Annotated in this window: 13 protein-coding genes; 1 reads left to right on the forward strand and 12 read right to left on the reverse strand. The window is 43.0% G+C overall.

Going from position 1 to position 12,397, the window contains the following annotated elements; all coding sequences use genetic code 11:
* Positions 1-5 precede the first annotated feature (5 nt).
* Positions 6-644: a class I SAM-dependent DNA methyltransferase gene (locus MKX49_RS15705; RefSeq protein ID WP_134782298.1), complete on the reverse strand. Its 639-nt coding sequence runs from the start codon at positions 642-644 to the stop codon at positions 6-8.
* 154 nt (positions 645-798) lie between these two features.
* On the opposite strand from MKX49_RS15705, the gene MKX49_RS15710 reads away from it, so the two are divergent.
* Positions 799-1,011 (forward strand): DUF2536 family protein, encoded by a 213-nt coding sequence (locus tag MKX49_RS15710; protein ID WP_323598439.1) that lies wholly within the window; start codon positions 799-801, stop codon positions 1,009-1,011.
* Between the two features lie 71 nt (positions 1,012-1,082).
* Here the strand turns inward: MKX49_RS15710 and MKX49_RS15715 are convergent, their stop codons facing one another.
* From MKX49_RS15715 to MKX49_RS15765, 11 genes are all read right to left on the reverse strand, one after another.
* A complete protein-coding gene (locus MKX49_RS15715; protein WP_340876950.1) occupies positions 1,083-1,790 on the reverse strand; it encodes a YrrS family protein in 708 nt (235 codons plus the stop codon).
* An 88-nt stretch (positions 1,791-1,878) separates the two neighbouring features.
* Positions 1,879-3,630, reverse strand: a complete 1,752-nt coding sequence (locus MKX49_RS15720; protein ID WP_340876952.1) for a peptidoglycan D,D-transpeptidase FtsI family protein — start codon at positions 3,628-3,630, stop codon at positions 1,879-1,881.
* Between the two features lie 124 nt (positions 3,631-3,754).
* Positions 3,755-4,231 (reverse strand): transcription elongation factor GreA, encoded by a 477-nt coding sequence (gene greA, locus MKX49_RS15725; protein WP_034308617.1) that lies wholly within the window; start codon positions 4,229-4,231, stop codon positions 3,755-3,757.
* 302 nt (positions 4,232-4,533) lie between these two features.
* Positions 4,534-5,172 (reverse strand): uridine kinase, encoded by a 639-nt coding sequence (gene udk, locus MKX49_RS15730; protein ID WP_034308619.1) that lies wholly within the window; start codon positions 5,170-5,172, stop codon positions 4,534-4,536.
* A gap of 1 nt (position 5,173) precedes the next feature.
* The gene (locus tag MKX49_RS15735; RefSeq protein WP_034308621.1) at positions 5,174-6,445 is read right to left on the reverse strand and encodes a peptidase U32 family protein; all 1,272 of its coding nucleotides are present in this window, start codon (positions 6,443-6,445) and stop codon (positions 5,174-5,176) included.
* 32 nt (positions 6,446-6,477) lie between these two features.
* On the reverse strand, positions 6,478-7,407 hold the full coding sequence (locus tag MKX49_RS15740) for a peptidase U32 family protein (RefSeq protein WP_096337753.1): 930 nt from the start codon (positions 7,405-7,407) through the stop codon (positions 6,478-6,480).
* Entirely contained in the window at positions 7,394-8,059 is a 666-nt protein-coding gene (locus tag MKX49_RS15745) for an O-methyltransferase (protein ID WP_034308624.1), read from the reverse strand. The genes MKX49_RS15740 and MKX49_RS15745 overlap by 14 nt, the downstream gene beginning before the upstream one ends.
* Positions 8,060-8,316: 257 nt before the next feature.
* Positions 8,317-9,453: an endolytic transglycosylase MltG gene (gene mltG / locus MKX49_RS15750; protein ID WP_445670130.1), complete on the reverse strand. Its 1,137-nt coding sequence runs from the start codon at positions 9,451-9,453 to the stop codon at positions 8,317-8,319.
* 1,905 nt (positions 9,454-11,358) lie between these two features.
* A complete protein-coding gene (locus tag MKX49_RS15755) occupies positions 11,359-11,649 on the reverse strand; it encodes a DUF1292 domain-containing protein (protein ID WP_034308630.1) in 291 nt (96 codons plus the stop codon).
* Between the two features lie 11 nt (positions 11,650-11,660).
* Positions 11,661-12,086 carry a Holliday junction resolvase RuvX gene (gene ruvX, locus MKX49_RS15760; RefSeq protein WP_340876955.1) on the reverse strand — a complete coding sequence of 142 codons (426 nt, stop codon included), beginning with the start codon at positions 12,084-12,086 and terminating at the stop codon, positions 11,661-11,663.
* A complete protein-coding gene (locus tag MKX49_RS15765; RefSeq protein WP_034311358.1) occupies positions 12,086-12,355 on the reverse strand; it encodes an IreB family regulatory phosphoprotein in 270 nt (89 codons plus the stop codon). The genes ruvX and MKX49_RS15765 overlap by 1 nt, the downstream gene beginning before the upstream one ends.
* Positions 12,356-12,397 lie beyond the last annotated feature (42 nt).

Below are 12,397 nucleotides of genomic sequence, written 5' to 3' on the forward strand. Positions count from 1 at the left end.
TCTTCCTATAATTTTTCCGCCTCCATGATCCAGACGAATTGATTGCAGCGCTCGAAGTTCACTTTATATCCATTTGCTTCAAGCACTTTTTCCAAAAAAGGAATAGTAGTATAATATTCCGTTTGCAAATCGTTCGCCAAATTATGAAAGCCTGCCTGCCTTGCATCTTGAATCGCTCGTTCATGCGCTTCCTTTGATTGATACATTGTATCAGCAAACACTATTTTACCACCAGTATTCAGTAACTTTCCATAGTTGGCTATCGCTTTTTCTTTTTCTTCATCGGTTAAATGATGAAACGCGTACGTACTCACGATCGAGTCAACCTGTTCCGGCTTCGGAAAATCGATAAAATCACCATCTACAATTTCCGTTTTTCCGCTCAGCTTGCTTACCGCTATTTCCCTCATCGCAGGTGAAGGTTCTATTCCCGATACCTTTAGGCCCTTCTTCAAAAGTCTTTCCGTCAAATTCCCAGTACCCACTCCGAACTCCAGCACATGACCAAAAGCCCGATCTGTGACGCTGTCCAATATGCCATCATAATGTTTAAAAACCTCTTGATACTCAATATCGTGTCCACCAACCGTATCATCATACGATTTCGACCATTCTTCAAATAAATCGATAAATTCTCTGCCCATTTTTAATCACCTTTTATAATAAGATAATAAAACCTATAAGCATAATATGAAATAAACAGAGAAACAGTTCTTGTTTTTAGGCAAATTCATTAGGTTCAGATTCGGACAAAATGGTGGTAAACTAACAGTATCTGAATGTTGGAGGGGAACAGTCATGGGTTTTCAACTAGACTTAAACTTATTCGAAGATAAAATAGAATTTTTCGAGGCAGAAAGCATCAAAAATCTTGAAGAAAAAATCCAATCACAAATTGAAATCAATAAAGCGATCATGCTCCAGGTGGAATCCGTGTCCCACCAAATGTATGTAAGTGAAGAAGGCAGACGTTTTTATAGTGCAGTCGTCCACTTTAAAGCTAAAAAATGATCACCATGAAAAACCCCCGAAAAGCGGAATTCCTTTCGGGGGTTTTTTCATTTATACATTTTTTCTGAACATTACCTTTTATCGTTTGTCTTCAGCTCTTCGACTTTTACAGGTTTCCAACCTGATCCGTCCACCCATTCAATATAAACCCGGAAGGTTTTAGGGTTGTCTCCTTCAGAAACCGTACCGATTGCCGTGGTCGACGAACCGCCGTTTTGCAGCCACCATAGCTTCATGTTGCCTTCATCGATTCCAGCTCCGCTTGCTATCGCTTTACTCATTTCATTCCAATCGACCGAGCCCTTTTCGAAGCTGGTAGTGTGCTCCCCGGATTGCTCCGTTCCTACTGGTTTCCAACTCTCACTTGTATATGTAGACGCAACATTGCCATCGCCGCTGCCTTCCACTTCCACAAGTTCGGCATCTCCTGCTTTTTCTGGATTTGCATCATCTTCAGCCTTCTCTTCTGCATCTTCCTCTGTTGCTTTACTATCTTCTTTTTCGGCATCTTCTTCTTTTGCTTCACTATCACCTACTGCGTCTTCCTTCTCTGAATCCGTTTCTTCCTCTTTGCCAGAAGGTTTGTCCACTACTTTCCCTTTTTCTGTCTCGGCGACTTGCTTTGGTTCAGTCGTGGCTTTTTTTGAATCGGTGCCATCATCACTTAAGAAAATCGAGACTGCGACAATGACGATTAAAATGGAAACGATGGTGATTGCAATATTATATATTTTATTTACTTTTCTTTTTTGATCTCTCTGATTGAAACGTGAGCCCAAGGTCCATTCCTCCCCTTACCATTTCTTACTGCCTCATTTTAACATGATTTAGCCAGAGATAGAAGGGAAGGGTTTCCTACACTTTTCGTCAATTCTCGCTATTGTCCTGGTCCTTCGAGTACAGGACTTTTACAATATCTGAAAAAAGAGGCGTCATGCTGGAACTGTTTTCCTTCGTTTCAAAACTTACGGTAACAAGAGCATATTTGGGATCTTTATATGGAAAGTAGCCTGCAAACCATTTATTGAGCTCCCCTTTTTCGATATTGGTCTGTGCTGTCCCGGACTTGCCGGCGACTTCCACAGGCAAATCTCTCAAGGAAGCGCCCGTCCCTTTCTCTTCCGTCACGACCTTCCTAAGAAGATGCTGCATCTTCATCGTCGTATATGGAGACAGTGTCTCCCCGCCAATACTTTGATTGGGAAAATCGACTACGGTCGTACTATTGTTGAATTCGACCTTGGAAACGGCTTTGACCTGTTCCTTCTTGCCGCCGCGGGCAATCGTTGCCATCATATTCGCGATCGCGAGCGGCGTCGTTTGGACATCCTGCTGGCCAATTGCCGTTTTGGCAACCATTTTGGGATCTTTTTTCAAATCGTCATCATGCCAGACCTTTCCTGTTTGCTCATGATGCAGCTGAGTGACTCCCGTGTGATATACGTCCCCTTGCCAGCCCGTTTCACCAACCAGCCCTAACATTTTTGCATATTTGTCCAAAAAGTCCGGATCCTTCTCGGCTATTTCCTGTGACAATTCGGCAAACGTCCTATTACAGCTTTGGGCAAAGCTATTTTCAAAATTAAGTACGCCCAGTTCCCTCTGTTTATCCGTTTTGCCGTCTATCGTCAAATTACAATTAAATGTCCGGGTGGGGCTGGCCGCTTCATAATCGATGGCCGCTGCTGCCGTGACCGTTTTAAAGACGGAACCCGGCGTTTTTTGAGTCAGCATCATATTGACGGCCCCTTCGCCATTCGGATCTTTTATATTAAGCGCCGGACGTGATACCATGGCGACGATTTCACTTTTTTCGATATCGATCAGTACGAGACCGCCTTTTTTTATCCCGCGTTCATCGACTAGCTTCTCCGCTTTCTCCTGAATTTCTTTATCGATCGTCGTCATGACCTTCACCGGGTAAAGCGGATTTGCAGGTTCCACATATTTAACATCGACACCGAACATTGGTCCACCGCTGGCGTCCACGTGAAAAACGAGCTTCGATTCCCCAGCGGAAAGCAAGAACTCATCGAAGGTCCTTTGCAGTCCCGTATTGCCTATTTTCGTTTCAGGAGATAAATTCATGTCCGGATAACGTTTTTTCTTTTCCGCATCAGATATGTTCGTCGTTCCGATCAATTGTGCTGCTGGCGTTTGATCATGATATAATTTCTCATTCACGGCAAAGACCCCGGGAATCTTCAATTCATTGATTGCCTTCGATTGGCTGGACGTCAACTCTATCGGTTCATCCCCGCCAAATACGAATGGTTCATCCGCCTCTTCTATCGCCCGTTTTAACTCCGCTTCCGATTTTCCTATTATCGAAGCCACTTCATCTATGGGCCATGTCATTTTTTTCAAAAATGGAAAAAGGACGAGTGTCGGGATTTCTTCATGTGCTAGCGGTTCTCCATTTCTGTCATAGAACTTTCCGCGTCCATCATCAATCTTTAATATCTGTGAACGTTGATTCACGCTTGCTTCCAACAGGTTCACATCATGCTTTGAAAAAGATTCTGTCGATACAAGTTGGATGTAGGCAAGCCTGCCTATGAGCATCAGCATGAAAGCGGTCAAAAAAAGAGCCAGCAACCTCATTCGTTTCTTTTTCATAAAATACACCTCGGTAACCATTGTTGACGAGGTGCGAATTTTTAAACAATTATGAACAAATTTAACGCGGCACTTTTCCATAAAAAAGAGGATGCCCCGATGGACATCCCCTTTTGCATTTTATTTAGTCGATGGATACAATCTTGACGCTCATTTCGCCGCCAGGTGTCATGATCGATACCTTGTCGCCGACCCTTTTCCCTATCAGGCTTTTCGCAATCGGGGAATCATTGGAGATTTTTCCTTCGAATGGGTCCGCTTCAACGCTTCCTACGATGGAATATGTTTCTTCATCACCATTTGGAAGTTCCACGAATGTTACCGATTTTCCAAGTGAAACTGTATCTGTATTCGAATCATTGCCTTCAATGATTTTTGCATTGCGGATCATGTTTTCGATTGTTGTAATACGTCCTTCAACGAAAGCCTGCTCTTCTTTTGCGGAATCGTATTCTGAGTTCTCGGAAAGATCCCCAAAACTGCGGGCGATTTTGATTCTTTCCACCACTTCTTTACGTTTAACCGTTTTTAACTGTTCCAGTTCCTGTTCAAGCTTTAACTTACCTTCTTTAGTCATTGGATACTCTTTTTCAATTGCCAAAACCCTTCACTCCTTCAAATTCTTTACAGCAAGCATTCGCTGTGACAAGTTTATGTACTATATCGTGCTTAACCCTAAATCGAGTCAAAATATATAATTGCGCGACTTAAAAAGTCGCGCTTCGATACTAAGAAACAATCCGTTCCTTAGTATATAAACCGACTGCGGTGAGCAGCCGGTTCGTTCTGTATCAAGAATAGAGTATTGCGTTTTCCAACATTTGTCCAGTCTTTCCCATTAAATAAATGGGATTTTTAAATAAACGGAGGAAAATGGCACCTATCATTATTTATGCTATGTTATTACAAAAAAGACTTTTGTTCAAGGATTGTTTGAATTTTTGTCACCATAAGGTCAATCGCCACATGGTTCTGACCGCCTTCTGGTATGATGATGTCGGCATAACGCTTCGTCGGTTCTATGAACTGATTATGCATCGGACGGACGACACTGATGTATTGTTCGATGACGGAATCTATGGAACGGCCGCGTTCTTTAATATCACGGGTCATCCGGCGAAGGATCCGCAGGTCTGCGTCCGTATCGACATATAGCTTCATATCCATCAGGTCTCGGAGGCGCTCATCCTCCAATACAAGAATCCCTTCAAGGATGATGACATCCTGGGGCTCAACTGTAATGACTTCTTCCGAACGCGTATGGATCGAATAATCATAAACGGGTTTTTCTATCGTTTCATAGCGCAGCAAAGCGTTAATGTGATCGATTAGCAAATCGTTATCAAATGCAAGCGGATGATCATAGTTCGTTTTCAGGCGCTCTTCAAAAGGCAGATGACTTTGATCTTTATAGTAATAATCTTGTTCGATCATCAAGATGGAATGTCCTTGGAAGAATTCAAAAATGGAACGGGTAACACTTGTTTTACCTGATCCCGACCCTCCGGTAACTCCGATGACCACTGGTTTCTTTCTTGTCATATCAATTCTCCTTCCGCATCATATTGTTCACATAAACTCTATTATCTACTTGAATGCGGACAATTTGAAGCGGATGGCGGGCTGCCTCCAGCTCCTTACCTGACTCATCCCAGATCGTACCGATTTTTTGAGTGAAGTTTTCGATTTCCGGTCCAAAAAATTCCACTTCATCCCCAGGCTTGAAGAAATTACGTTGCTGCATGGTGACGATTTTAGTTTCCTCGTTGTAATCAAGCACCAATCCTGCGAAGTCGAAGCGAGTCTTTACGGTATGATTCCCGAACATTTGCTGTTTATACCCAGGAATTTCCCCTTCCATGAACGATGATGCCGTCTCACGGTTCGCACACTTATCAAGCTCTTCCAGCCATTCTTGTTTAATTTTGAAATTGTCAGGATCGGCACAATACGCATCAATCACTTTACGATACACGCTGACAACCGTTGCAATATAATGAATCGATTTCATTCTTCCTTCGACTTTTAAGCTGTCTATGCCAATTTCAATCATGCCAGGCAGTGATTCAATCAGTTTCAAGTCTTTTGGACTCATTGCGAATGGAGCATCTTCTTTATCGAATAAAGCCTTTTCCCCATCTTGATCCAACTCATATAAATCATAATCCCAACGGCAAGACTGACAGCAGCCGCCCCGGTTCGAATCACGCGCCGTCATATGGTTCGAAAGGGTGCAGCGTCCGGAATAGGCAATGCACATGGCCCCATGAACGAAAGCCTCGATTTCGATATCGACCTTCTCCTTCATTTCACGGATTTCATCAGCACTCGTCTCACGTGCCAAAACAACACGCTCCAAGCCTTCCTCTTTCCAATACTGAACAGCCTTCCAGTTCGATAGCGATTGCTGTGTGCTTAAATGGATCTCGACTTTCGGAGCGACCCTTTTACAGGTTTCGATGATTAATGGATCGGCGACGATGATACCATGAACCCCTGCTTCCTGAAGACCTTCCAGGTATTCATCCAGACCATCGATATTTTCATTATGTGCGAAGATATTTGTAGTTACATATACTTTGGCACCATACTTATTAGCGAATTCGACGCCTTCCTTCATTTCCTCAAACGTGAAGTTACCGGCATTGGAACGAAGACCATATTCCTGACCGCCAATGAACACGGCATCCGCGCCGTAATGGACGGCAATTTTTAATTTTTCCAGGTTGCCGGCCGGAGCCAGCAATTCCGGTTTTTTTACAATGACTCTCTTTCCATCAACGATCTTGGAAATTTTATCAGCAATAGCATTCAAGGCTATTCCTCCTCTTTCTCTTACCCTTTTCTTTAATAAACCGATTCTTTAAAGAAGAACCCGGTATCCAACTCACGGTTATCCGGCTGAACCGCTTTGACTTTTTCAAAAAGTTCCGATTTGATATCATCATAGCGGTCAGGGTCTTCAGCACATACGTCAATCGCTTCCCGATATAACTTTGTCATTTCAATGACATATTCCGGTGTTTGCAGTAACCCTTCGATTTTCAGTGAATCAATTTCCGCTTCAATCAATTCCTGAAGTTCATCAATCATGCACATATCATTCGGACTCATGATATGTGTACCATTTTCATCTTCATAAATCGGGTATTTATTTTCGCGTTCCTTATCATGCAAGAACATATTTCTTTGTTCCTTCCGATTTTCCACTTCCAATGCCTTGCCTTGGTATTCAAAGTAATTACCTAGGAGCGTACGCTTCGATTGGAACATGCATGTCATGCCATGCACTTGCACTTCAATCTCCACTTCGGCATTTTCCTTCATTTCCACGATCTCGTCCAGACTTATCTCACGGGCAGCAACGGCACGGACAGCACCGCGTTTTCCCCAGTAATTACATGTGTACCAGTTCGTTACCGTCATCTCCGTATTCCAGTGCAGGGGCATATCAGGTGCCACGGCACGGACAGCCATCAAGACTGCGGGATCACCGAAAATGATCCGGTCGGCACCAGCCTCTTTAAGGAATGTAACATACCCTTCAAGCTCGTCCACTTTTTCATTATGAAAAATGGCGTTCATGGATACGTACACTTTCTTGCCCGCGGCATGTGCAAGCTCAATCGCCTTCTCTACATCTTCACGATTGAACTCCCCTGCCAGCCTTAACGCATAACGTTGCTCGCCAATGACGAAGGCGTCAGCGCCAGCATCGATGAGTTCTGTTATATGATCGACACTTGTCGGAGTCACGAGTAATTCAGGCTTTTTCATTTTTGTCACCTCTATGTTTACTGATGGCCACACCATCACCAATCGGCAAAATTACGGTATCGAAATGGGGATGGTCATGTAACCAGATGTTAAAGTCTCTGATTTTTTTGATAAGAGCTCGCTTTCTTCTCGTCATTTCCATTTCTTCAATGTTTTCGGCAACCAAGCCTTTGAATAAAACATTGTCAGTAATGATAATGCCAGCATCAGCAAGGAATGGTTCAAACAGTTCAAAGAATCGCTTGTACTGCCCTTTAGCTGCATCAACGAAGATGATATCGAACGGGCCATGCTCCATCACTTTCGGTCCCGCTTCAAGGGCATCCCCTTCAATGAGGGTTATCCTTTCCGACAGTCCCGCCTTCTTGAAGTTAGCCCTTGCCTGCTCAATACGGGCTTCATTCCGTTCAAGTGTGACGATTTCTGCTTCCGGAAGGGTCTCAGCCATCCTTATGGCCGAATAGCCAATTGCCGAACCTACTTCCAATATCGCCTTTGGCTGATGAAGCCTTAAAATCTGAAGCAGCACTTCAATTCCTTCGGGCTCCATGATCGGCACATTATTTTCCATCGCAAAATCTTCCAACTCCTTAAGCAAACCCGTACGCTCCGGAATTAAGGAATGAAGATATTGTTCTATTTTTCCGTTCAAAACGTTTCCTCCATTTATAAGGAAAAACAAAAGCGCTTGGTCAGTAACATGAAAAAATTGATGAACAATTTCTTCAAAAGGAGCTGAAACAAGTATGCTTGACGATCTACATTTCCTTATCTTTCAAAATAAAACCCGGCATTCGCCGAGTTACGTCACCGATAAGAATCGGATCAAAAATTCACTTGTACTATTCTATCATAAAAACAAGGGGAAAGTAATATCTCTCCCCCCTCAGTGTCCTTGCATTTTTTTATTTATTTATTGGAAATATGCTCTGCCTTTTTGTTATTGTGGTCATCCAAGGTCTTTGAGTAAAGGACTTCCCCTTCAGGTGTTGCCAAAAAGTACAGGTAATCCGTTTTCTCAGGTTTCAATACCGCATCGATCGATGTCGTTCCGGCATTTGCAATCGGCCCTGGCGGCAGCCCCTTGTTCTTATACGTATTATAAGGGGACTTCACCTCAAGGTCTTTATAATATACCCTGCTCTTATGTGAACCCTTCGCATACAAAACGGTCGGATCCGTTTGAAGCGGCATATCTTCCTCGATACGATTGTAAAAGACGGAAGCTATCTTTCCGCGATCGACTTGTGCCGTCGCCTCTTCTTCGACAAGCGAAGCGAAGGTCAGCATCTCGTGTACGGAATAATCGTTCTTGTCCATTTGGCCCTCGTAAGCCTGCAATGTCTCTTCGGTTTTCTTCAGCATCTCGATGACGATCGATTCCAGGGTCGGCTTTTCCTCATAAAAGTCATAAGTTGCTGGGAAAAGGTACCCTTCAAGCGGATATAAAACCTTTTCATTTTCAATTTCCGAGGTCAATAGCTGCGGAAATTGCTCTTGCATGGAATGAACGAACTTCTTATCATTCAATTTCTTGAAGACCTTTTTCGGATCTTCACCCGTCTTCCCCGCGATGATATCGGCAATTTGGATTAGCTGCTTCCCTTCAGGAATCGTTATCTTCATTGCCGCTTCCTTCATGAGTTTTCCGGTTTTGATGCTTGTGACAATATCTTCAATCGGCATCGAAGGTGATAATTTATACTCCCCTGCCTGAAAACCGGATTCATTGCGGAATTTAATATAATATTTGAATACGCGTGCGTCCTTGATTATTCCCTGCTCTTCAAGCAGTGTTGAAATTCCGTTAACGGAAGAACCGATCGGGATTTTCACTTTCTTGATGGTGTCATCATCCGGATCGACTGGTTTCATGGCTGAGTTGATATATAAAAAGCCCACAAGACCAACTACCCCAATTAGTACAATAAGCGAAGCGATCGTAATCATGATGATTTTACGAACCAGCTTGGCTTCTCCTTGCTGTTCTAACAATTTCATTCGGATATGTTCCTTTTTAGATAGATTTTTATCTTTTTCATCCATGTTCATTCCCCCTGCAAACTCACACCAACTACAGAATGGTTTCTAGATGATGCTTTTTCTCTAATTAATCTTTGCTTCGAACATTATACTAAAATCAACAAATAATTACATGTTTTTTGTAAAACTACATTCATCAATACTCTATTTATGGCAAAAACGCACTAGTTTTGTCAATATACAGGTATTATTTAATAGGAAAATAGTGATATCTTTGTCTAAAGTTTTTTTGAGGGTATATTGATTTCCGCTTCAGGCACTCCCTTTGATGTGTTTTTCCCGCAGGAGTCTTGCACACCCGCCCCAACCAACTTTGTATAAAAAAATTCAGATTGTAACCCTCTTGTCTAAAAAAGTGGTTCGGAATGTTCCAAACCAACCATGAAATGTTATTTGGTGGTGGATTTGATTTCCACTCCAGGTACTCGCTTTCCGCGGGCGGTCTCGGGAGCCTCCTCGGCTTCCGCCTGCGGGGTCTCCTTAGACACGCTTTTCCCGCAGGAGTCTCGACCTTCCGTTCCAATAAAATTTTTATAAAAAATTCAGATTGTAACCCTCTTGTCTAAAAAAGTGGCTCGGAATGTTCAAACCCTGAACCATGAAAGGTTATTTGGTGGTGGATTTGATTTCCGCTCCAGGTACTCACTTTCCGCGGGCGGTCTCGGGAGCCTCCTCGGCTTCCGCCTGCGGGGTCTCCTTAGACACGCTTTTCCCGCAGGAGTCTCGCACACCCGTTCCAATCAACTTTGTTTTAATTATACTCAGCTTAAAATGTTTCCTGCATATGTTGGCATTTTAGGGAATTACAGAAATATTCATATAGGAATGCCATAATGATTTGAGGAAAGGAAAGGTGTGGAGGAGTTGGATCAGTCTTATTTTGTAGGTTGGGGGACTTGCTCAAGGAAAAAATAGAACGGCGCTGAACTGGTTCTTGCTATCATTATTTTTGGGCCCGTTCGCTACTTTTATGCTTTTATTAGCAAAGAAAAGATAAGGGGTTACTGGTACATAAATGAAAAAGCCGACCTTAATGTCTACAGTTTTTTATGGGTTTGTGCAATATGAACGGTGATTTCCACTCCAGGTACTCGCTTTCCGCGGGCGGTCTCGGGAGCCTCCTCGGCTTCCGCCTGCGGGGCTCCTTAGACACGCTTTTCCCGCAGGAGTCTCGCACACCCGCTCCAATCAACTTTGTTTTAATTATACTCAGCTTAAAATGTTTCCTGCATATGTTGGCATTTTAGGGAATTACAGAAATATTCATATAGGAATGCCATAATGATTTGAGGAAAGGAAAGGTGTGGAGGAGTTGGATCAGTCTTATTTTGTAGGTTGGGGGACTTGCTCAAGGAAAAAATAGAACGGCGCTGAACTGGTTCTTGCTATCATTATTTTTGGGCCCGTTCGCTACTTTTATGCTTTTATTAGCAAAGAAAAGATAAGGGGTTACTGGTACATAAATGAAAAAAACACCTTCATGTCTACAGTTTTTTACGGGTTTGTACAAATTGAACGTTGATTTCCACTCCAGGTACTCGCTTTCCGCGGGCGGTCTCGGGAGCCTCCTCGGCTTCCGCCTGCGGGGTCTCCTTAGACACGCTTTTCCCGCAGGAGTCTCGAACCTTCCGTTCCAATCAACTTTGTGAAAAAATTCAGATTGACACCCTTTTGTCTAAAAAAGTGGCTCGGAATGACGGTCAAAACCCGAACCATGAAATATTATTTGGTTGTGGACTTGATTTCCACTCCAAGCACTCGCTTTACGCGACTTCCGCCAGCGGTCTCCCTTGACACGCTTTACCCGCAGGAGTCTCGCACACCCGCTCCAATCAATTTTGTTATTAAATTTTAGATTGAGTCTCTTTTCAAAAAAAAAACCGACCTTTAGGGGCCGGTTTTTTTCTTTTATTCTTCTTCAGCTTCTTCTTGGTCAAGGAATGTATTTAACATTTCTTCGACAAGGTCCCACTCTTCTTCTGTTTCGATCGGTGTAAGTTCACCATCTTTATTATCTTCGCTCGGTACGAATGATGAAGCGTGGATTTCAATTTCTTCCTCTTCATCTTCTGCAGACATCGGATAGTAAAGTACATAAGATTTGTTGAATTTATCTGAGTCGAATGTGAAAAGGATTTCGCAAAGCTGCTCGTTTCCGTTTTCATCTACTACTGTAATGTTGTTTTCGCCGTGTTCCATTTGTATTCACCTCATATTGAATTTGTTTGTCTGTCCAAGAATCCTTGCAGAATCATGACAGCTGCCATTTTATCAATGACTTTCTTGCGTTTGCTTCGGCTCACGTCCGCCTCAAGAAGGACACGTTCAGCCGCCATAGTTGTCAACCGTTCATCCCAGAGAAACACCGGCAGATTGAATTTGTTTTCTAATCGTTTAGCGAAGTCTTGGCTGATTTCGCCTCGCGGTCCAACAGTCCCATTCATGTTCTTAGGTAAACCGAGGACAATTTTAGAAACATCATGCTCTTTTATAATTTCATTGAGGCGTTTAAAGCCGAAGTCATTTCCAGCTTCGTTAATTTTGATCGTTTCCAATCCTTGTGCAGTCCAACCCATCGCGTCGCTCAAGGCAACGCCGATGGTTTTTGAACCCAAATCAAGTCCCATTGTGCGCATTAGTATTCCTCTCGATGGTTCTTAAGATACGATTTAACCAATTCTTCGATGATTTCATCGCGTTCAAGCTTACGAATAATGTTTCGAGCATCCATATGGCGCGGGATGTAGGCCGGGTCACCAGATAATAGATAACCGACAATCTGGTTTATCGGGTTATAACCTTTTTCCTGAAGTGCAACATACACTTGAGACAATACTTCTTGTACATCTCTTTCGAATGGTTCTTCGGGAAAATTAAATTTCATCGTTTTATCAAAGGAACTCATTAACATGCACCTCTCCTCAGCGTCCAAATCCACTATTACCTA

Origin of the sequence: Peribacillus sp. FSL M8-0224, assembly GCF_038003055.1 — a bacterium.
In the GTDB taxonomy this organism is placed as follows: Bacteria; Bacillota; Bacilli; order Bacillales; family DSM-1321; genus Peribacillus; species Peribacillus frigoritolerans.

What these genes read in the sequence shown, in the direction of transcription:
- MKX49_RS15705 (WP_134782298.1), bottom strand. Translation starts at nt 644, where the DNA reads ATGGGCAGAGAATTTATCGATTTATTTGAAGAATGGTCGAAATCGTAT.
- MKX49_RS15710 (WP_323598439.1), top strand. Translation starts at nt 799, where the DNA reads ATGGGTTTTCAACTAGACTTAAACTTATTCGAAGATAAAATAGAATTT.
- MKX49_RS15720 (WP_340876952.1), bottom strand. Translation starts at nt 3,630, where the DNA reads ATGAAAAAGAAACGAATGAGGTTGCTGGCTCTTTTTTTGACCGCTTTC.
- udk (WP_034308619.1), bottom strand. Translation starts at nt 5,172, where the DNA reads ATGACAAGAAAGAAACCAGTGGTCATCGGAGTTACCGGAGGGTCGGGA.
- MKX49_RS15740 (WP_096337753.1), bottom strand. Translation starts at nt 7,407, where the DNA reads ATGAAAAAGCCTGAATTACTCGTGACTCCGACAAGTGTCGATCATATA.
- mltG (WP_445670130.1), bottom strand. Translation starts at nt 9,453, where the DNA reads ATGGATGAAAAAGATAAAAATCTATCTAAAAAGGAACATATCCGAATG.
- MKX49_RS15755 (WP_034308630.1), bottom strand. Translation starts at nt 11,649, where the DNA reads ATGGAACACGGCGAAAACAACATTACAGTAGTAGATGAAAACGGAAAC.
- ruvX (WP_340876955.1), bottom strand. Translation starts at nt 12,086, where the DNA reads ATGCGCACAATGGGACTTGATTTGGGTTCAAAAACCATCGGCGTTGCC.
- MKX49_RS15765 (WP_034311358.1), bottom strand. Translation starts at nt 12,355, where the DNA reads ATGAGTTCCTTTGATAAAACGATGAAATTTAATTTTCCCGAAGAACCA.